Raw genomic sequence first — 20,389 nt, 5'->3', positions numbered from 1 at the left:
GGAGGACTGGGATGGATGATCGGCTTCCGTTCGCACTGCCCGACATCACTGAGGAGGAGATCGCCGCGGTGACGGCGGCGTTGCGGTCCAGATGGTTGTCGAACGGTCCGATAGTGGAAGAGTTCGAGGCCCGCTTCGCCGAACGGTGTGGCCCAGGTGTCACGGCGATCGCCCTGAACTCGGCGACCGCCGGCCTGCACCTGGCACTCGAGGCGCTCGGCATCGGGCCGGGCATGGAGGTGCTGGTCCCGAGCTGGACCTTCACGGCCTCCGCAGAGGTCGTCGTCTACCTCGGCGCCGACCCGGTCCTCGTGGACGTCGATCCCGTCACGCTCAACATCGACCTCGTTGACGCCGCTCGCAAGGTCACCTCCCGGACCGCGGCCGTCATCCCCGTGCACTTCGCCGGCCGGCCGGTGCCCCGGTCCGAACTCCAGGCGTTCGCCCGTGCCCACGGACTTGCGGTGGTGGAGGATGCCGCCCACGCGTTCCCGGCTGTCGGTGAGGGTGCGCCCGTCGGGGCGGGCGACAGCGCGGCAACGGTGTTCAGCTTCCACACCACAAAGACGATCACCACCGGTGAGGGCGGCATGCTCGTCACCCGCGACCTCGATCTCGCCGCGCGGGTTCGCACGATGCGGCTGCACGGTCTCGACCGGGAGGGCTTCGACCAGCGTCGCAGCGACCGCCCGGCGTGGCGTTACGACGTCGTCGCAGCCGGTTTCAAGTACAACCTCACCCAGCCCGCGGCCGCCATGGGACTCGTCCAGCTCAAACGGGCGGAGTCGATGCGCGTACGGCGCGAGGAGATCGTCGAGCGTTACCGGCGGGCCTTCGCCGGGTTGCCGATCGAACTGCCAGCTTCCCCCGCGGCTGGTGATGTCCACGCGTGGCACCTGTTCGTCGTGCGAATGGGGCCGGATTCGTTCCTGGACCGGGACGAATTCATCGCCGGGATGTCCCGGCTCGGGGTGGCGTGCAGCGTCCACTTCATCCCCCTGCACCAACACTCGTACTGGCGGCAGCGGTACGCGCTCACCGACGAGATGTTCCCGGTCGCCAGTGCCGCATCCAATCGCGTCGTCAGCCTGCCCTTGTTCTCCGCGATGACCGACGACCAGGTGGAGCGCGTGATCCACGCGGCCAGCAAGATCCTGCAATGATCGAACGCCCTCCGGCGGGCTCCGTTTCCAACCGATATGCCGTCTTTATGTATTCCCATCCTTTTTGCGGATTCGTTCCGTAGGGTGCAGTCAGGGCCCCGTATAGCCCGTCGGGCGTTGCCGGCCCAAGACTTCCGCCCCAAGTGGAGCTGCTCAGATCGGACTGTGACATGCATGTGGTGATCATGGCTGGCGGTAAGGGAACGCGCCTCAAGCCGTACACGACGGCGCTGCCGAAGCCGCTCATGCCCATCGGCGAGGATCACGCCATCCTCGAGATCGTGCTGCATCAGTTGGCGTCGCACGGATTCACGGACGTCACCCTGGCCATCAACCACATGGGGTCGTTGATCCGGGCGTTCGTCGGGGACGGCTCCCGCTTCGGGCTCCGCGTGCGGTACATCGAGGAATCCGTGCCGCTGTCGACCATCGGCCCACTCTTCGGCATCAGAAACCAGTTGCCCGAGTACTTCCTGGTCATGAACGGGGATGTCCTGACCGACCTCGACTACGCCGATCTGCTGCACTCCCATGCCTCCTCCGGCGCCGCCCTGACCGTCGCCACCTATCAACGGACCGTCAAGATCGATTTCGGTGTCCTTGAGGTGTCGAGCGGCAAGGTCGTGCAGTTCCGGGAGAAGCCGAAGATTGACTACCGCGTCAGCATGGGCATCTACGGTTTTTCCCGGCGCGCCATCGCGTCGTATCCGCAAGGGCTCCCATTCGGGTTCGACCAGTTGGTCCTCGACCTGCTCGCCAGGGGAGACCTGCCGGCCACTTACGACTTCGACGGCTACTGGCTCGACATCGGCCGTCCCGAGGACTACGACGAGGCAAATCGCCGGTTCGAGAGCCTCAAGCCGATCCTGCTTCCAGCACGCATCCCAGAGCCCGTCTGAGCACCCCACCCGATGCCGGCGCACAGAGTGCGCCTGTCGTTCCGCGCAGCTGTCCCATGGACGCTGCCCGGTCAGCTCCAGCCAACTTGAACGAAAGGCGAAAGGTGTTCCAGAGAATAGGTGTTGTGGGTCTCGGCTACGTCGGTCTCACCCTTGCTGCCGCCCTGGTGCGGCGGGGATACCAGGTGTATGGCGTCGACTCGAGCCCCACGGTGCTGAAGTCGCTGCGCAGCGGGCGCACGCACATCTACGAGCCGGGTCTTGAGGAGGTGTTCGCAGAGCACCTCGGTCATTCTCTCCGTGTCGGCCCGGACCTGCCGGAGGCCGTCGACGCGGTCGTCCTGTGCGTCTCCACTCCCGTCGACGAACAGACTCGCCAGCCTGACCTGAGCAACCTGGCGGCGGCCGCCGCACAGGTGGCGCGTTGGTGCGGGCGGGACACCCTCGTCGTGGTGCGCAGTACCGTACCGGTCGGGACCAGCCGACGCGTCGTCCTGCCTCCGCTGCAGCGCGCCTGGGGAGACGTGCGACTGGTGATGGCGCCGGAACGGACGATCCAGGGGCAGGCGCTGCGGGAGCTGGTGGAGCTGCCGCAGGTGGTGGGTGGCCTGGACGAGGCGAGCCTGGCAGCGGGTGTCGAAATGTTCGGCGGCCTGTCCACCGAGGTGGTTCCGATGTCCAGCCTGGAGGCGGCTGAGCTCGTCAAGCTGTCGAACAACTGCCACACCGACCTGATCTATTCCTTCGGAAACGAAGTGGCGTTGATCGCCGAGCAGCACGGTCTGGACCCGCTGGAGGTCATCCGCGCGGCGAATCTTCACTACCCGCGGCCGGACCTGAGCAGGCCGGGCTACGTCGGTGGTGGCTGCCTCTCCAAGGACCCGTATCTCATGATGAGCGGTGCCGAGGGACCCGGTCCATTCCTCGTCGGCGCCGCCCGGCGGCTCAACGAGTACCTGCCCGTGCACGTCGCCGCCAGGGTCGTGGAACTCGTCAGACAGGAGTGCGGACGGACGCGGGGGGCGCGGTTGGCGGTCCTGGGCTGGGCCTACAAGGGTTGGCCGCCGACCGACGACATGCGCGGCACGCCCATCGCCGCGATGATGCCGGTCTTCCAGGAGGCCGGGCTCGCGGTGCTTGGCCACGATCCGATGGTCACCGAGGATGTCATCCGAGAAAACGGTGGCGAGCCAACCAGCCTGGACAAGGCGTTCAGCGACAGTGACGCGGTGCTCGTCATCAACGACCACCCCGACTACCGGGCGATCGATGCCGGCTCGCTGCTCGGCGAACGCGGCCCCAAGCTGGTCTTCGACTCGTGGCGGATCTTCGACGAACAGGTGCTCCGATCTGCCGGCGTCCGGTACGCGAGCATCGGTTACCTTCCCGAGCCGAGCCCCGCCGAGCGCCCGACGACGGCTCGGCCGGAGGTGAACGCCTGATGCGAGCCCTCGTGCTGGGAGGTGCGGGCTTCATCGGGCTGCATCTCGCCGATCGCCTGGTCGCCGACGGGCACCGTGTCACCATTGTCGATGACTTCTCCAGGGGGCGCGACGACGATCGGCTGGCGGCCCTGCGGGCCCGACCCGCGGTCGATGTCATTTCCGCGGACCTGACGTCGGCTGCCGCCTGGACAGCGCTGCCGCGCGACAGCGAACAGATCTATCTGCTGGCGGCAGTGGTGGGCGTCAGAAACGTCGAGGCTGACCCCGCCCGGGTAGTGCGGGTCAACACCCTGACGGCGATGCATCTGCTGGACTGGGTGACACCGGGCCAAAGGGTGTTCTTCAGCTCGACCAGCGAGGTGTACGCCGGCGGGGTGGATGCCGGCATCGTGCCGGTGCCGACCGCGGAGGACGTACCCGTCATGGTCGCCGACGTGACCTCGCCTCGCTTCGCGTACGGGATCAGCAAGCTGCTCGGGGAGGCCGCCTTCGTGCACGCCGCCCGCGCCAAGCGCTGCGCGCCGGTGATCGGCCGCTTCCACAATGTCTACGGCCCCCGGATGGGTACCGACCACGTCATCCCGGAGATGGTCCTGCGCGCGCTGCGCCGGGAAGATCCCTTCAGGCTGTGGGGCGCCGACCAGTATCGCGCCTTCTGCTACGTCGACGACGCGGTCGAGGCAGTCCTCCGGCTGATGGGCAGTCCCGGCGCGGTCGGCGAGATCGTCCACATCGGGAACGACAGCGAGCAGACGAACATCACCGACCTGGCCAAGCTGGTGCTCCGGCTGGCGGACACCGCTCCGCACCTGCAGCCGATGGCCGCGCCGCCGGGATCAGTCCAGCGACGCTGCCCCGACCTGGGCAAACTGCGCCGCTTGACCGGGTTCGAGCCGGTCGTGTCCCTCGATGAGGGCGTGCGGCGGACCTTCGACTGGTACCGGCGACACATCCAGCCTTAGTCAGCGGTGGAGGGAACGCGAGGAGGAGGAAGCACTTCATGACTGCCGAGCGGCAGATCGGCATCATCGGGACGGGCTCATACCTCCCCGAACGCGCGGTGCCGAACGAACAGATCGCCCAACTCGTCGGCGTCACGCCGGACTGGATCGAGCGAAAGACGCACATCCAGGAACGGAGGTTCGCCGCGCCGAGCCAGGCAGCGTCGGACCTGGCCGCGGCGGCGGCAGTCCGCGCCCTGTGCGACGCGGGCCTCGAGGCGAGCCGGATGGACTATCTCATCGTCGCCACATCTACCGGTGATTCGCCGCAACCACCCACCGCCCACCTCGTGCAACACCTCCTCGGCGCATGGAACGCCGCCTGCCTCGACCTGAACGTGGTCTGCGCCGGATTCGTGTATGCACTGGACGTGGCCCGGGCCCTGGTGGCGACGCGTCCCGGCGCGCACGCGCTCGTCGTCGGTGTGGACGTCTACTCCCGGACCCTCGACTTCCAGGACCGGGCGACGGCGGTGCTCTTCGGCGATGGCGCCGGCGCGGCAGTGGTGGGACCCGCCCCCGACGGGTACGGACTCATCGACTTCGAGCTGACCAGCCGGGGCGACGCCAACCAGCTCATTCGCATTGAGGCCGGCGGCTCGCGTCGGCCCGCATCGCCGCAGACGATCGCCGCGGGTCACCACTTCTTTCGCATGCAGGGCCGCGCGGTCCGGGAGTTCGTCGCCGCGCAGGTCCCGCCCGCGATCGCCGCTCTGCTCGCCCGCAACGACGTGCTGCCGAGCATGGTCGAGCACTTCGTGCCGCATCAGGCCAACGGCGTCATGCTCGACGAACTGGTGAAGCACGCGGGCCTTACCGAGGCGGTCGTGCACCGCACCCTCGAGCGGTATGGCAACACCGGATGCGCATCGGTCGCCGTCACGCTCGACGAAGCCAATCGATCCGGCACGTTGCACGCCGGAGACCTCGTGCTGCTCACCGCCTTCGGCGGCGGCATGTCCGTCGGAGCCTGCTTGCTGCGCTGGTCGGATCTCGCCGGTGCTCGCGGCTTCGCGCAGCCGGCGGGGGCGCTCCGGTTGGCGGACCTGTTGGGCCTGGGCCCCGGGTGATCCGCCGGCTCGCACAGTGCCGGGACAGAAAGCGGGGCGGCCGTACCTTTTCAGGTTCGGCCGCCCCGTCGCCGTCCGTCCGGGCCGGTTACGTACGGGCAGCCACCGCCTCCGGGGCCTGCCACTGGTTGACCAGCAGGGCAGGGGAGGGTTCCGACTGCACGCCGCAGACCCGTTCCACGTACTCCTGCGCGTCGGGCAGGGCATCGAAGTCGGACCGGAGCGCCGCGACCCGGAACAGGTCGTGCCATGCGCCGCGACGGAAGATGGACTCCCGCTCCCGGCCCTCGACTCGCCAGCCACAGCGGCGGATGTACAGACCGTAGCTGGCCGCGTTGAAGTCCAGGATGGTGCCGTGCACCCGGCGCAGGCCCACCTCGTAGAAGGCCCATGCCATGATCAGCATGATCGTGTCGGTGCCGGCTCCCTTCGGTGTTGCCCCCGGCATCATCTTGATCGGGGCCATGGCCGTCCGGTTGTGCCAGTCGAAGTCCCACAGGCCGGCCAGCCCGACCGGCTTCCCGGTGGCGAGATCGCTCACCGTCAGCCGGTGGTTCCTGGGGTCGCGAATCGCCTTCTCCAGCCAGTCCCGCTGCTGCTCGGGTGCGACCGGCCAGTCCCACCCCGCCACGTTCGCGCGCACCGACGTGGTGTTGGCCAGCGTGGCCAGGAAGTCCAGGTCTTCCACGGCCATCGGTCGGAGCTCGACGAGTCTCCCTTTCAACATGTCTCTCCCTTCGGGTCGCTGCTGTCGCGACCCGGTCAGTACCGCCGGCCGGTCGCCGGTGGTTTCGGTGCGGCTACGCGCTCACTTGCTCCGCTCGAGCACCGGCACGATCAGGCCGACGTCGTCGACCTCCTCCAGCGACTGGCCGCGAATCTCGCCGGGGCGGAACGGTTCGCCGAGGGTGCGGACGAGGATCTGCAGATCCAGTCGCAGCGACCAGCGTTCGATGTACTCGACGTCCAGGTCGAGCCGCTGTCCGAGCGTGAGCGACCGCCGTCCGCTCACCTGGGCCAGGCCGGTGATGCCCGGCTTCATCTCGTGTCGCCGTGCGTGGCGGGCGCTGTAGCGGGGCAGGTAATCCATCAGCAGCGGCCGGGGACCTACCAGGCTCATTCGTCCGGTGACCACGTGGACCAGCTCGGGCAGCTCGTCCAGACTGGTGCGCCGCAGAAACCGACCGATCCGAGTGGACCGGACGTCGTCGGTGGTCAGGAGTTGCTCCCCAGGCAGCGGTGCGCGCATGGTCCGGAACTTGCAGAGCAGAAACGGTCTGCCCTGCAGACCGGGACGGAGTTGCCGGAAGAGGACCGGTCGTCCCGAGGTCAGCAGGATGCTCATGGCGGTCGCGACGATGAGCGGGCTGAGCAGCACCAGCAGGATGCTGGCCACCGTGACGTCCATGATCCGTTTGGCCGCCCGGGCGGCCGACGGCGTCCTTCGATTTCCTCGCGTACCGGGGAGAACGGCCTTGCTCGCATTCACCATATGCCCCAAAACTCACAAATGTCACTTAAGGTGAGGTTACTGCCACGGGGCGTAGTTGTCTGTGAAACGGTCGAGCCGGTGAGGGGCAACAGGGCCGGCGTTCTCGATGCGGCGGCCGCGCAACGTCGCGGTGGGAAGGAGCGTCAGGCGCCTGTCGGGAGAAGTCCGAGGTCCCGCTCACCGCGGTCGACCGGAATCCCTCGTCGCCGTCGCTCATGGAGCGAGCCTCGCCGCCGGCAACGCCTGCCGGTACGCCGGGACGAAGCCCGGATCGGGATTTCGCGCTTCGTACCGGGCTCGCGCCGACATCTGGTGCGCGTCGACCAGTCGTCGGCACGTCGGCTCGTCCAACGCCCTCGTGCCGACCCGGTAAGGGACCAGGCCATGGGGGGCTAAGGCCCGCTTACCAGGCACGATCCGCGATGCGCGGTGCCCCCTACCCGGTGATCAATCGCCGTCGGGCCCGATCGAGGGCAAGGGCCGCCGGTACGTGGGGAAGAAACTGTCGTCCGGTTGCCATGCCTCGTCCCGCCGCCGCCCTTCGGCCAGGTGCGCCCGCACCAGTGACTCGTACCGCTCTGCATCGAGCACGCGCGAGGCGACGTGATAGGGAAGCAGTCCCCGCGGGGCGAAGGCCTTCTTGTACCGGAAGATCCCGTCGTCAGGGGCGTACCCGCCGCCGAGCACGTAGCGCTCTTTCCCGCGTGCCCGGCCCCACCGCATCACCTCGAACTTCAAGAGTTCGTTGGGTCGGAGGTCGAAAAAGGCCTCGTCCGTGCCGCCGAGATAGAAATAGAGGCTCCGGCCGGACACCAGCACCAGTTCTGTCGAGATGACGCGCCCGCCGTGCAGGGCATGAAAGAAGGTGAACTGCCCGGGCAGATCGCGCACGATCGCCTCGAAGAACGACCGCGGGAAGTAGTAGTTCTCCGCCGCCTGTCGCCGGCGCATCGTGTCGGTGTAGATGCGGACGAAGTCTGTCAGCCGGCGCCCGTCCTCGTCGACCTCGATCTGCACCCCGCTACGCGTCGCCTTGTTGACGTTCCGCCGCACCTTTGACTCGAATTCGCGCCACAGTTGATCCTCCGGCATGCGGAGGTCCACAACCACGTTGGTCAGTTTCTGGGTCACGGGCGCCGGCGGGGCGAGGCGCTCCGACTCGAACAGGGACAGCCTGGTGAACTCCGCGGTCACGTGGCGTTCCCGGCAGACCTCATCGAAGGAGCTCCAGAAGCTCTTGGCGTCGACATCGGTGGCACCGCTGGTAAACGCGCCGGCGTAACCGTACGCGCTGGTGATGTCGAAGCTCGGACGCGACTGTCCGCACAGATGCGGCGCGTCGATCGGCCGGAGGACGAACGGGTAGAGAATGAATCCCGAATCGGTCTCTGCGAAGGCGGCAAGCGGTTGGTCCCGCTCGGTGGCGAAGAGCCGCACGTAAGCCGGATCGGCGAAGACCTCGCGGGCGGGCCAACTCGCACAACGCGAGCGCCACTCGGAAGCTGTTTCTGGATCCCGCGCATCCCATAGCGAAATTCGCATCGTAGCAACCGTCCTTCCTCCGGCCGCACCCTCACCCCCGTGGGTCAGCTAGTGCTTCTCCGGCGCCTGGGCAAATCGTTCTGGTTCTATCAGGAGAGGGAGTCGCTCGGAGCGGGCCGACAGGAAGTCTTCGATCCGGTCAAGGACGTGGACAACCTGGCCCTCGCTCATCGCGGAGCCGCTGGGCAGGTTGAGGCCGTCGGCGAAGAGCCGTTCGGCCGCCCCGGTCAGCCGTGCACCGGCGCCGGCGAAGACCGGCTGCAGGTGCATCGGCTTCCACACCGGACGGGTTTCGATTCGGTGGGCGCCGAGGTGTGCGGCGAGTTCCCCGGCCCGCCACCCGGCGACAACCGGGTCGACGATGATGGTGGTGAGCCAGCAGTTGGCGCCCGGGTCCTGGTCGGCGAGCAGCCGGACGCCGGGGACGGCGGCGAAGAGCTTCGCGTAGCGCTCCCGCAACTGTCGCCGCCTCGTCACCATGTCGTCCAACCGGCGCAGCTGGGCCCGGCCCAGTGCGGCGAGCACGTTGCTCAGCCGGTAGTTGAAGCCCACCTCGGTGTGTTCGTAGTACGGAACCGGCTGGCGAGCCTGGGTCGACAGGTAGCGGCAGCGGGCGGTCAGCTCGGCGTCGTCGGACAACAGCATGCCGCCGCCGGAGGTCGTCATGATCTTGTTGCCGTTGAAGGAGAGCACCCCGGCGCGGCCGAACGAGCCGGCGGCGCGGCCGTCCCGAACGGACCCCAGCGCCTCGGCGGCATCCTCCACGACCGCCACCTCTGCCTCGGCGCACACCGGCAGGATCCGGGCGTAGTCCGCGCACGCTCCGAACATGTCCACCGGCATCACGGCCGCCACCCGGCGTCCCTGCCGGCGGAGGTCACGGAGCAGGTCGTGCAGCAGCGCGGGATCGAGGTTGCCCGTCGTCGGCTCGCAGTCGACGAAGACCGGTTCCGCGCCCGTGTACCGCACGGCGTTGGCCGTCGCCACGAAGGTCAGCGTGGGCACCACGACGACATCCCCGGGCCCGGCGCCGAGCGCGAGCAGGGCCAGGTGCAGACCGGCGGTGCCCGAGGCCAGCGCAACCGCGTGCCCGCAGCCGACCCGTTGGGCGACCTCGCGTTCGAACGCCGCCACGTGCGGCCCCACCGGCGCCACCCATCCGGATCGGAGCGCGTCCAGGACGTACGACTCCTCCAGCGGGCCGACATCGGGCGGCGACAGGAGCACCGGATCGGTCACGGGACAGACTCCTTGGTGGGTGCGAACGCCGGTCGCCCGCGCAACCGGCGGGTAGGGGATCGAGGGCATCCGGCACTCAGTGTGCGGTTCGGGCCTGCGCGTCCGATCCGCCGAAATGTTCTGTTGAGGCTAACGAGGGGCGCGTCGATCCGTGGCGGTATCGCAGGCTTTGGTGGGATAAGGGAGACTTCCCTGGCGCGGCGACCGTCCACGGTGGGCGCTGGCTGGGGGTGGCCGAGTCGATGTTCGATGCCCAGGAAAACTGCCCCGTAGAGTGGGCCGACCACGATGTCGCCGACCGGCGGATGGGGGAGGCATGCTGCACCTGAGGATCATCGCGCCCGCCGACCAGTCGGCGATGGTGGCCGACCTGCTGGCAGCGGATCCCGGGGTCACCCACCTGGCCGTGCTCAACGGTGCCGGCCGCCAGCCCGCGGGCGACCTGATCCTCTGCGACGTGGTGCGGGAGAGTGCGGACGGCGTGTTGCACGGACTCCGGCAGTTGGGGGTCGAGGCCGCCGGTGGGATCGCCGCCGACGATGTGGAGTTGACCCTGTCGGCCGCCGCCGACCGCGCCGCCCGCGAGGCTCCGGGCAGCGGCGCGGATGCGCTGGTGTGGGACGAGATCGCCGCGAAGACCGGTGAGCAGACGGAGCTCTCCGGGACCTACCTGGTCCTGATCGTGGTCGCCACCATGATCGCCGGGATCGGCGTGCTGCTCGACCAGCCCATCCTCATCGTCGGTGCGATGGTGGTCGGCCCCGAGTTCGGTCCGCTCGCCGCGCTCTGCGTCGCGCTGCTGCGGCGCAAGGCGAAGATCACCCTCCGGTCGGTGCAAGCCCTCGTGGTCGGGTTCCTGGTCGCCATGCTCGCCACGGTGCTGAGCACCTGGGCGCTCACCGCCGCTGGTCTCGTCAGCCGGCAGATGCTGCTCGCCGAGCGGCCCCTGACCGATTTCATCTGGCGGCCGGACGCGCTCTCCTGGGTGGTCGGTCTGCTGGCCGGGGTCGCCGGCATGCTCTCCCTCACCTCGAAGAAGTCCGGCTCCCTGGTCGGCGTGCTGATCTCGGTCACCACCGTGCCGGCCGCCGCGAACGTCGCCGTCGCAGCGGCGTACGGGGTCTGGCGCGAGGCGGCCGGGTCCGCGCTCCAGTTGGTCATCAACCTCTGCGCGATCGTCCTCGCCGGCCTGGTGACGCTGGCCGTGCAGCAGCTGTGGTGGTGGAACGTGGCACGCCGGACCACCGGGTCGATCACTCCCAGGCGTCCCCGGCTGCCAGCCGACGATCAAGCAGCGTCCGCAGGGGAACGGACTCGCCGTCCCGACCGCCCGCGCCGATGACCAGCGGCGGTGGTTGGGGTTGCGGGTCGGCGCCGAACAGCCGGGCACGCAGGCTGGCGGGGACGATCAGCAGGTAGAACCGCCCGTCGGCACCGACGGCTCGGGACCTGGCCCGGTCGATGTACCAGCCGGTCAGCCGGGTCCGGTAGCGGCCGGGGCCGTGGTAGGGATGGGCGGCCAGGGGCACGGTGCGCAGGCCGCGCCGGGTCGCTTCGGCCGCGAATCGGGCGACGAGTGCCGCAGCCTCGGCCTGTTCGGCCGCGCGCCGTCGCTTCTCGGCGGCTGCGTGTGCCCGCACGGCCCGCTGCCGCTGCTCGTGCCAGGTCGGGCCGTCGTCCACCACGTCTGGACGGTACGCGACGCGCTCCCGCCCCGTCTCTCGCGGAGCCGTCGCGGACATTTACTGACTCGACTGATTGCTGCGCCTTTATGGACTAATGTCTGGATTCATGGTTGACCAGGTGCATTCCGGCGAGATCGGGCGATCGCCCCGACCACCGTGGAACCCGAGGGGCGACGACACCGGTCGGCGGCCGCGGCGGTGGTTACCGCGGAGCCGGTGGGCCCGGGTAACGATGTTCGTCGTCGTCGTGCTGGCGTTGTTGACCGGCGGCGGTGGGGTCGGCGGATGGCTCTATGTGCGGTCACTGGAGAAGCAGGTCCAGAAGGTGGACGCCTTCACCGGGCTGCAGGAGGGGCAGCGACCTGTACGGGCCGCGGATTCCGCGCTCAACTTCCTGGTGGTCGGCAAAGACCAGTCCGAGCCGGGCGACATGGTCTCCCGTACCGACACCATCATGCTGGTCCACGTGCCGCACAGCCGGAACCAGGCGCAGGTCATCTCGATTCCGCGGGACACCTGGACCACCATCCCGGCGTCCCTGCCCGAGGACGGCGGAGGTCCGCGGAAGGCCAAGATCAATGCCGCGTACGCCTGGGGTGGGACGCCGCTGCTGGTCCGGACCATAGAGGGATTCACCGGAGTGCGGGTCGATCACGTCGTCCTGGTGGACTTCGCCGGCTTCGGAAGGGTCATCGACGTGCTGGGCGGGGCGGATGTCAAGGTCGACCGTGCCTTCACCTATGACGGACGGGCCTATCAGCCGGGCGTCCAGCACATGGACAGTGCACTCGCCCTCTTCTACGCGCGGGAGCGCAAGCAGTTCGCCGACGGGGACTACAGCCGGATGCGCCACCAACAGGCCATCATCAGCGCGGTGATGCAGAAGGCGAGCCGTACGGGAGTCCTGACGAACCCCGGGCAGCTCAACGACTTCCTCCGGACGACCGCCGGCGCCGTGCAGGTGGATCAGGACCTGCAGGTCTTCGACACGATCTGGGCCCTGCGTGAGATCAGCGCCGAAAACCTGACCATGTTGACCAGCCCGACCACGGGCACGGGCATGGTCGGCGACCAGAGCGTGATCTTCCCCGACCCTGCAGCGTCGACCAAGCTCTTCACGGCGGTCAAGAACGACACCATGGACGAGTGGCTGGCGGAGCACCCCGACGCCCGCAACGTGCCGAACTAAGCGAGCCCGGACAAGGCTGGCCCCGGACGCACCTTGACGGTGCGCCCGGGGCCCTGCCCGGTAGATCAGGCGAGCCGGGACTGCGTGGGCCGCCACCACCCACCCTCGCCCGGTGTCGTGGCGACCCGTCAGGCCAGTCCGGCGCGGCGCAGCGCCTCGGCCATCGCACCGTTGGCCGGGGCCGACTCGCCGCGGCCCTGGCGCTGCTGCGGCCCGCCGCGCGAGCCGCCCCGGTCGCCGCGGGACCCGCCGCCCTGACCGGCGCGGCCGCCCTGGTCCCCGCGCGCCCCGCCGCCCGGACCGCCCCGGTCCCCGCCGCCGCGTTCACGGCGGGCGCCGTCGCCCTGCGGGCGGCGGCCACCGCCGGCGGGCGACTCGTCGTCCAACCGCAGGGTCAACGAGATCCGCTTGCGCGGCACGTCCACGTCGAGCACCTTGACCCGGACCACGTCGCCGGACTTCACCACGTCCCGCGGGTCCTTCACGAACGTGTTCGACATGGCCGACACGTGCACCAGCCCGTCCTGGTGCACCCCCACATCGACGAACGCGCCGAACGCCGCCACGTTGGTCACCACGCCCTCCAGCAGCATGCCGGGGACCAGGTCACTGATCTTCTCGACGCCCTCGACGAACGTCGCCGTCCGGAACTCCGGGCGCGGGTCGCGACCGGGCTTCTCCAGCTCGGCCAGGATGTCGGTCACGGTGGGCAGGCCGAAGGTGTCGTCGACGAACTCGGTCGCCCTGAGCCCGCGCAGCAGGGCCGACCTGCCGATCAGCGCGCGCAGGTCCTGCCCGGTGTGGGCGAGGATCCGGCGCACCACCGGGTAGGCCTCGGGGTGCACGCTGGACGAGTCGAGCGGGTCGTCGCCACCGGGGATGCGCAGGAAGCCGGCGCACTGCTCGAACGCCTTCGGCCCGAGCCGGGCCACCTTCTTCAGCTCGGCCCGGGTGCGGAACGGCCCGTTGGCGTCCCGGTGCAGCACGATGTTCTCCGCCAGCCCGGCGCCGATGCCGGAGACCCGGGTGAGCAGCGGCGCGGACGCGGTGTTGACGTCCACGCCGACCGCGTTCACGCAGTCCTCGACCACGGCGTCGAGGGAGCGGGACAGCTTCACCTCGGACAGGTCGTGCTGGTACTGCCCGACCCCGATCGAGCGCGGGTCGATCTTGACCAGCTCGGCGAGCGGGTCCTGGAGGCGGCGGGCGATCGAGACCGCGCCGCGCAGCGACACGTCCAGCCCGGGCAGCTCCTGCGACGCGTAGGCGGAGGCGGAGTAGACCGAGGCGCCCGCCTCGGAGACCACCACCTTGGTGAGCTTCAGCTCCGGGTGCCGCTTGATCAGGTCGCCGGCCAGCTTGTCGGTCTCCCGGCTGGCCGTGCCGTTGCCGATGGCGACCAGCTCCACGCCGTGCGTCCCGGCCAGCTTCGCCAGGATGTCGATGGCGGCGTCCCACTGCCGGCGCGGCTCGTGCGGGTAGATCGTGTGCGTGGCGACCACCTTGCCGGTGGCGTCGACCACGGCCACCTTCACCCCGGTGCGCAGGCCCGGGTCCAGGCCCATGGTCGGGCGGGCACCGGCGGGCGCCGCGAGCAGCAGGTCGCGCAGGTTGGTGGCGAAGACCCGGACGGCCTCCTCCTCGGCCGCCTGCCAGAGCCGCATCCGCAGGTCGGCCCCGAGGTGGATGAGGATCCGGGTACGCCAGGCCCAGCGCACCGTGTCCGCCAACCACCGGTCGGCGGGGCGCCCCTGGTCGGTGACGCCGAACCGGCCGGCGATCGCGGCCTCGTACCGGGTCGGGCCGGTGACCACGGCGTCGGAGTCGCCCTCGGCCTCCGGGTCCATGGTCAGGTCGAGCACGCCCTCCTTCTCGCCCCGGAACATGGCGAGGATCCGGTGCGAGGGGAGCCTGGTGTACGGCTCGGCGAAGTCGAAGTAGTCGGCGAACTTGGCGCCGGCGGCCTCCTGGCCGTCGCGTACCCGGGAGACCAGCCGGCCCCGCGACCACATCTGCTCGCGCAGGGTGCCGATGAGGTCGGCGTCCTCGGCGAAGCGCTCGATCAGGATGGCCCGGGCGCCCTCCAGCGCGGCGGCCGGGTCGGCCACGCCCTGGTCCGCGTCGACGTAGCCGGCGGCGACCGCCTTCGGGTCCTGCCCCGGGTCGGCGAGCAGCGTGTCCGCGAGGGGTTCGAGGCCGGCCTCGCGGGCGATCTGCGCCCGGGTCCGCCGCTTCGGCTTGTACGGCAGGTAGATGTCCTCCAGCCGGGACTTCGAGTCGGCCGCCATGATCTGCGCCTCGAGGGCCTCGTCGAGCTTGCCCTGGCTGCGGATGGACTCCAGCACCGCGGCGCGCCGCTCGTCCAGCTCGCGCAGGTAGCGCAGCCGCTCCTCCAGGGTGCGCAGCTGCGCGTCGTCGAGCAGGCCGGTGGCCTCCTTGCGGTAGCGGGCGATGAACGGCACGGTGGCGCCGCCGTCGAGCAGCTCCACGGCCGCCCGCACCTGACGTTCGGCGACGCCGAGCTCCTCGGCGATCCGCTGATGAACAGACTGGGTCACGATCTTGATCCGCCTTCTCCGGTGGGGTTCCGCCCTGCATTGTGCCGCCCGCCCCCGACGCCGCACGCCGCACCCGCCGGGCCGGCCGCGCCGCCCCGCTACGGGGCGCCGGGCGGCCGACCCGTCGCTGCCCGGCGGGCGGCTGCGCTAGCGTTGCGATCATGGACGTACCTGCGGATCCGCGGGCCCGGCGGCTCTTCGGGGGCAGTGCCCGGGCGCTCGGCGACCTGGCCGCCAGCCCGTTCCGGGCCGACCGGGACCGGATCGTCGCGTCCCCGTTCTTCGCCCGGCTGAACGGGGTGACCCAGGTGATCAGCCCGGGCGGGTCCGGCCTGCTGGTGCACAACCGGCTCACCCACAGCCTCAAGGTCGCCCAGGTGGCCCGGGCGATCGCCGAGCGGCTGACCGCCGACCCGGCGCACCGGGACCTGCTGGAGAAGCTCGGCGGCTGCGACCCGGACGTGGTGGAGGCCGCCGCCCTCGCCCACGACCTCGGCCACCCGCCCTTCGGGCACCTGGGGGAGCGGGTGCTGGACCGGCTGGCCCGGCAGCGGCTCGGGCTGCCCGACGGCTTCGAGGGCAACGCCCAGTCGTACCGGATCGTCACCAGCACCGAGATCCGCGGCGCGGCCACCACCGGCCTGGACCTGACCGCGGCGGTCCGGGCGGCGATGCTGAAGTACCCGTGGACCCGCCTGGACCACCCGGACCCGCACCCGCGGCACCTCGACCGGGCGCCGCGTGGCGCGGCCGCCCCGCCGGACGACCCGGAGAGCGGGTCGGTGAAGTTCGGCGCGTACCGGACCGAGGTGGACGACCTGCGGCAGGCCCGGGAGCCGTTCGTCGGGCGGATCCCGGACTGGCAGCAGACCCCCGAGGCGTCGGTCATGGACACCGCCGACGACATCGCGTACGCCATCCACGACGTGGAGGACTTCTACCGGGTCGGGGTGCTCCAGCAGGGCGCCGTCGCCGCCGAGCTGATGGCCTGGCAGCGGGAGAGCGGGCACTTCCGGGCGATCACCGAACAGGCGTTGGGCACGGCCGGCCGGCGGCCCGGCGCGGCGATCGAGCGGCTGCGCCGGCAACTGCACCGCAAGGACGCCTGGATCGCCGACGACGAGGCGTTCGCCGCCGCGGTGGAGCACGTCCGGGAGGAGCTGGTGGAGGGGCTGCTGGCGCTGCCCTTCGACGGCTCGATCGAGGCGGAGCAGTACGTGGCCCGCTTCTCCGCCCGCTGGTCGACCCGGTTCGTCGACGCCATCACGGTGACCGCCGAACCGGACATCCGCTCCGGGTACGTGCTGCTGACCCGGGCGCAGTGGCACGAGGTGCAGGTGCTGAAGTTCGTCCACCACCGGTTCGTGCTGGCCCGCCCCGACCTGGCGCTGCACCAGCGGGGCCAGGCGCGGCTGCTCGGCACGCTGGTGGAGGCACTCTGGGAGTGGCTGCTCGACCCGGAGGAGGAGTCCCGGCTGCCGCGCCGGCTGCACGACCTGGTGGAGCTGGCCGAGGCGGAGCTGCACCCGCGTACGCCGGACCGGATCGGCCGGGCCCGGGGCCGGGCGATCGTCGACTTCGTCGCCCAGCTCACCGACGGCCAGGCGGTGGCGATGCTGGACGCGCTCTCCGGCCGCTCCGGTGCGCTCTGGACCGACGCGTTCGTGCTCTGAGGTGTTAGGAGGGGGCCCCTGCACAACGCCAGGCGTTAACCGGGGGCCCTTCCTTTCCGCTCAGGCGACCGCCTGCCACCAGCCGTCGACGGGCGGCGGGTCGTCCACGACGACCCGTTCGCCGGGGCGGGGCACCGCCAGCCGGACGTCCCGGGCCTTCGCCTCGGCCCAGAGCCGGTCCACCGGCTCCGACCAGTCGTGCAGGGCCAGGTTGAAGGTGGCCCAGTGCACCGGGAGGAACAGCCCGCCGCGCAGGTCGAGGTGGGCGGCGACCGCCTCCTCCGGGAACATGTGGATGCTCGGCCAGGCGCGGTCGTACGCGCCGATCTGCATGAGCGTGACGTCGAACGGCCCGTGCTCCGCGCCGATCTCCGCGTAGCCGTCGAAGTAGCCGGAGTCGCCGGTGTAGAAGACCTTCCGCTGCGCCCCGGCCACCACCCAGGAGCTCCACAGGGTCCCGTCGCGGCGCAGCCCGCGGCCGGAGAAGTGCTGGGCGGCGGTGGCGGTGAGGGTCAGCCCGCCGATGCGGTGGCTCTCCGACCAGTCCAGCTCGACGATCCGCTCCTCCGGCACGCCCCACCGCTCCAGGTGGGCGCCGACGCCGAGGGGGACCAGGAACGGCGCGGACTGGTGGGCGAGCAGCCCGCGTACGGTCGCCATGTCCAGGTGGTCGTAGTGGTCGTGCGAGATCAGGATGGCGTCGAGGCGGGGCAGCTCGTCGAGGCGTACCGGCGGCTCGTGGATCCGGCGTGGGCCGACCAGCGCCGACGGGGAGCAGCGGTCGCTCCACACCGGGTCGAGCAGCACCCGGTGCCCCTCGATCTCGATCAGCGCGGAGGCATGGCCGTACCAGACGACGGCCAGCTCCCGCCCGGCGTCCGCGGGCGCCGGGTCGGCGGTCGGGCGCAGCAGCGGGACGGGGCTGTCGGGCCGCCGCTTCTGCTTGCCGAAGACCAGCTCCTTGAGCAGGTTGCGGCCCGGGTCGGCGGCCATGGTGCGGGTGCCCGCCGGGTTGTGGAAGGTGCCGTCCCGGAAGCGCGGGGAGCGGGCCGCCCGCTCCGCCCGGGCCCCGGTGAGCCGGCCGCCGAGCTGGAGCGGCACGTCCCGGGCCGCCCACGCCAGGCCGCTCACCGCGGCCAGCCCGGCCATCCGCCACAGCCGCCCGCCCTGTGCCCGGTCCCGTTCCGGGTCCGCTGGTGCGCGCATGATCTGTCCCTCCGCCGTCTTCCGCCCTACACCGTATCCATCCGGCCGCCGCACCGGGAGTCGCGGGAGGCGCTCAGCGGAGCCGGCGCAGCACGGCCGAGCCGGCCGCGGCGGTGGCTCCGCCCACCGAACGGACCACCCGCGGCAGGTCGGGCAGCCAGCCGCCGCGTGCCGCCTCGCCGAGCGGGTTCGGGGTGAACAGGATGCCCTCGTGCGGCCCGACCGGCTGTCGGCTCAGCCCGGCGAGCCGCATCAGCGGCCCGACCAGCACGTCGTACATGCCGGGCAGCACGGTGAAGCCGAACCGCATGAACAGGTTGAGCCGGCCCACCGACACCTCCCGGCGGGGCCGGTCGACGCAGTGGGCGATCGCCCGGGCCACCCGTTCGGGGGTGGTGATCGGGGGCGGCGGCCGGCCGATCCGGCCCAGGTAGTTGGCCGCCTGCCGGTAGACCGGCGTGTCGACGCTGCCGGGGTTGACCAGGCAGATCCGGACGCCCGGCGTCTCCCGGGCCTCCTGCTGCAACGCCCGGGCCAGGCCCTGCAGGCCCCACTTGGCCGCCACGTACCCGCTCATGTAGGGCGCGGTGATGTGGCCGAGGACCGACCCGACCAGGATCAGCGTGCCGGCCGAGGCGGCCCGGAACCGGCGCAGCGCCACCCGGGCCGCCTCGGCCGCGGCCAGCAGGTCGGTGCGGACCACCTGCTCGAAGGCCTCGGCCGGCACCTCGTCGAAGCGGCCGTACGCCATCACCGCGGCGGTGTGCACCCAGACGTCGATGCCGCCGAACTCCGCCTCGGCCGCGTCGGCCAGGCCGGCCACCGCGCCGGGCGCGGTGACGTCCACCGGTACGACCAGCACCGCCGCGCCGGCCGCGCGGCACTCGTCGCGGACCTCGGCGAGGGTGGCGGGGGACCGGGCCGCGAGGACCAGGCGATCCCCGCGGCCGGCCAACTCCCGGGCCACCGCCCGGCCGATTCCGCTGGTCGCGCCGGTGATCACCACCGTCCGGCTCACGGCGCGAGCACGACCTTGACGCAGCCGTCCCGCTTCTGCTGGAACATCTCGTACGCCTGCGGCGCCCGGTCCAGGGGCAGCCGGTGGGTACGCAGGTCCTCGACGCCCAGCGGGTCGTCGTCGGCGGAGAGCAGGGGCATGATCTCGTCCACCCAGCGCTTCACGTGGCACTGCCCCATGCGCAGCTGGAGGCCCCGGTCGAACATCTCCATCAGCGGCATCGGGTCCTGCTCGCCGCCGTACACGCCCGAGATCGACACGGTGCCGCCGCGCCGCACCGCCTTGAGCGCGGCGTGCAGCACGACGAGCCGATCCACGCCCGCCCTGTCGGTCATGCCCTGGGCCAGCTTGTCCGGGAGCAGCCCGGCGGCGGCCTGCGCGAACGCGCCCAGCGGCGCGCCGTGCGCCTCCATCCCGACGGCGTCGATCACCGCGTCCGGGCCGCGCCCGTCGACCAGGTCGACCAGCGCCCCGGGCACGTCGTCCAGCTCGTTGACGTCGAGCACCTCGATGCCGTGCCGGCGGGCCATCTCCAGCCGCTCCGGCACCAGGTCCAGCCCGATCACCCGGCCCGCGCCGAGGTGCCGCCCGATCCGGGCGGCGAACTGCCCGACCGGGCCGAGGCCGAACACGGCCAGGGTGCCGCCGGGTGGGGTGTCGGCGTACTTCACCGCCTGCCAGGCGGTGGGCAGGATGTCGGAGAGGTAGAGCCAGCGCTCGTCGGGGCCGGTCGCCGGGATCTTGATCGGGCCGAACTGGGCCTGCGGGACCCGCAGGTATTCGGCCTGCCCGCCGGGGACGGAGCCGTAGAGCGAGGTGTAGCCGAACAGGGTCGCGCCCTTGCCCTCGCTGGTGACCTGGGTGGTCTCGCACTGGGCGTAGAGCTGCCGGTCGCACATCCAGCAGGAGCCGCAGGAGATGTTGAACGGGACGACCACCCGGTCGCCGGGCTTGAGCCGGGTCACCCCCGGGCCGACCTCCTCGACGATGCCCATCGGCTCGTGCCCGAGCACGTCGCCCGGCTTCAGGTACGGCCCGAGCACCTCGTACAGGTGCAGGTCGGACCCGCAGATGGCGGTCGAGGTGACCCGGACGACGGCGTCGGTCGGCTCCTCGATGCGGGGGTCGGGCACCTCCGCCACGCGGACGTCACGCTTGCCGTGCCAGGTCAGTGCCTTCATGCCGGAATGTCCCCTCTTCGGTGCCGTC

General features: G+C 71.0%; 17 protein-coding genes. 8 read left to right on the top strand and 9 right to left on the bottom strand.

The window, feature by feature from the left end:
• Positions 1-11 precede the first annotated feature (11 nt).
• From Q2K19_RS00710 to Q2K19_RS00690, 5 genes are all read left to right on the top strand, one after another.
• Positions 12-1,163, top strand: coding sequence for a DegT/DnrJ/EryC1/StrS family aminotransferase (locus Q2K19_RS00710; RefSeq protein ID WP_302766710.1), 1,152 nt, complete (start codon positions 12-14; stop codon positions 1,161-1,163).
• A 170-nt stretch (positions 1,164-1,333) separates the two neighbouring features.
• On the top strand, positions 1,334-2,062 hold the full coding sequence (locus tag Q2K19_RS00705; RefSeq protein WP_302766707.1) for a nucleotidyltransferase family protein: 729 nt from the start codon (positions 1,334-1,336) through the stop codon (positions 2,060-2,062).
• Between the two features lie 125 nt (positions 2,063-2,187).
• Positions 2,188-3,504 (top strand): nucleotide sugar dehydrogenase, encoded by a 1,317-nt coding sequence (locus Q2K19_RS00700; RefSeq protein ID WP_302766705.1) that lies wholly within the window; start codon positions 2,188-2,190, stop codon positions 3,502-3,504.
• Positions 3,504-4,469, top strand: a complete 966-nt coding sequence (locus Q2K19_RS00695) for an NAD-dependent epimerase/dehydratase family protein (protein WP_302766703.1) — start codon at positions 3,504-3,506, stop codon at positions 4,467-4,469. The genes Q2K19_RS00700 and Q2K19_RS00695 overlap by 1 nt, the downstream gene beginning before the upstream one ends.
• A 38-nt stretch (positions 4,470-4,507) precedes the next feature.
• A complete protein-coding gene (locus Q2K19_RS00690) occupies positions 4,508-5,578 on the top strand; it encodes a 3-oxoacyl-ACP synthase III family protein (RefSeq protein WP_302766701.1) in 1,071 nt (356 codons plus the stop codon).
• Positions 5,579-5,666: 88 nt separating this feature from the next.
• Here Q2K19_RS00690 and Q2K19_RS00685 read toward each other — a convergent pair whose 3' ends face one another.
• The 4 genes from Q2K19_RS00685 to Q2K19_RS00670 form a co-directional block, all read right to left on the bottom strand.
• On the bottom strand, positions 5,667-6,272 hold the full coding sequence (locus tag Q2K19_RS00685; RefSeq protein ID WP_302766699.1) for a GNAT family N-acetyltransferase: 606 nt from the start codon (positions 6,270-6,272) through the stop codon (positions 5,667-5,669).
• A 114-nt stretch (positions 6,273-6,386) separates the two neighbouring features.
• Positions 6,387-6,974: a sugar transferase gene (locus tag Q2K19_RS00680; RefSeq protein WP_302766698.1), complete on the bottom strand. Its 588-nt coding sequence runs from the start codon at positions 6,972-6,974 to the stop codon at positions 6,387-6,389.
• 543 nt (positions 6,975-7,517) lie between these two features.
• Positions 7,518-8,612, bottom strand: a complete 1,095-nt coding sequence (locus Q2K19_RS00675) for a lipid II:glycine glycyltransferase FemX (protein ID WP_302766696.1) — start codon at positions 8,610-8,612, stop codon at positions 7,518-7,520.
• A 48-nt stretch (positions 8,613-8,660) separates the two neighbouring features.
• Positions 8,661-9,851, bottom strand: a complete 1,191-nt coding sequence (locus Q2K19_RS00670; protein ID WP_302766693.1) for an aminotransferase class I/II-fold pyridoxal phosphate-dependent enzyme — start codon at positions 9,849-9,851, stop codon at positions 8,661-8,663.
• A gap of 316 nt (positions 9,852-10,167) precedes the next feature.
• Between Q2K19_RS00670 and Q2K19_RS00665 the strand changes: the two genes are divergently transcribed.
• Complete coding sequence (locus tag Q2K19_RS00665) at positions 10,168-11,193, top strand: DUF389 domain-containing protein (protein WP_302766691.1); 1,026 nt, start codon at positions 10,168-10,170, stop codon at positions 11,191-11,193.
• Here Q2K19_RS00665 and Q2K19_RS00660 read toward each other — a convergent pair.
• Positions 11,105-11,536 carry a hypothetical protein gene (locus Q2K19_RS00660; RefSeq protein WP_302766688.1) on the bottom strand — a complete coding sequence of 144 codons (432 nt, stop codon included), beginning with the start codon at positions 11,534-11,536 and terminating at the stop codon, positions 11,105-11,107. The genes Q2K19_RS00665 and Q2K19_RS00660 overlap by 89 nt on opposite strands.
• A 232-nt stretch (positions 11,537-11,768) precedes the next feature.
• Here Q2K19_RS00660 and Q2K19_RS00655 point away from each other — a divergent pair, with 232 nt between their 5' ends.
• On the top strand, positions 11,769-12,725 hold the full coding sequence (locus tag Q2K19_RS00655) for an LCP family protein (protein WP_302766686.1): 957 nt from the start codon (positions 11,769-11,771) through the stop codon (positions 12,723-12,725).
• Positions 12,726-12,853: 128 nt separating this feature from the next.
• On the opposite strand, the gene Q2K19_RS00650 is transcribed toward Q2K19_RS00655, so the two are convergent.
• Positions 12,854-15,283, bottom strand: a complete 2,430-nt coding sequence (locus tag Q2K19_RS00650) for a Tex family protein (protein WP_302766684.1) — start codon at positions 15,281-15,283, stop codon at positions 12,854-12,856.
• A gap of 161 nt (positions 15,284-15,444) precedes the next feature.
• On the opposite strand from Q2K19_RS00650, the gene Q2K19_RS00645 reads away from it, so the two are divergent.
• A complete protein-coding gene (locus Q2K19_RS00645) occupies positions 15,445-16,956 on the top strand; it encodes a deoxyguanosinetriphosphate triphosphohydrolase family protein (RefSeq protein WP_302766682.1) in 1,512 nt (503 codons plus the stop codon).
• Between the two features lie 60 nt (positions 16,957-17,016).
• On the opposite strand, the gene Q2K19_RS00640 is transcribed toward Q2K19_RS00645, so the two are convergent.
• The 3 genes from Q2K19_RS00640 to Q2K19_RS00630 all read right to left on the bottom strand — a co-directional run bounded on the left by Q2K19_RS00640 (position 17,017) and on the right by Q2K19_RS00630 (position 20,361).
• The gene (locus Q2K19_RS00640; RefSeq protein ID WP_302766680.1) at positions 17,017-18,162 is read right to left on the bottom strand and encodes an MBL fold metallo-hydrolase; all 1,146 of its coding nucleotides are present in this window, start codon (positions 18,160-18,162) and stop codon (positions 17,017-17,019) included.
• A gap of 73 nt (positions 18,163-18,235) precedes the next feature.
• On the bottom strand, positions 18,236-19,180 hold the full coding sequence (locus Q2K19_RS00635) for an SDR family NAD(P)-dependent oxidoreductase (RefSeq protein WP_302766677.1): 945 nt from the start codon (positions 19,178-19,180) through the stop codon (positions 18,236-18,238).
• Entirely contained in the window at positions 19,177-20,361 is a 1,185-nt protein-coding gene (locus Q2K19_RS00630) for a zinc-dependent alcohol dehydrogenase (RefSeq protein ID WP_302766676.1), read from the bottom strand. Before Q2K19_RS00630 ends, Q2K19_RS00635 begins: the two co-directional genes overlap by 4 nt.
• Between the last annotated feature and the right edge of the window lie 28 nt (positions 20,362-20,389).

Origin of the sequence: Micromonospora sp. NBRC 110009, from assembly GCF_030518795.1 — a bacterium.
In the GTDB taxonomy this organism is placed as follows: Bacteria; Actinomycetota; Actinomycetes; order Mycobacteriales; family Micromonosporaceae; genus Micromonospora.
Note: the sequence above shows the minus strand (reverse complement) of the source record. Positions and strands in the feature narration are given on the sequence as shown.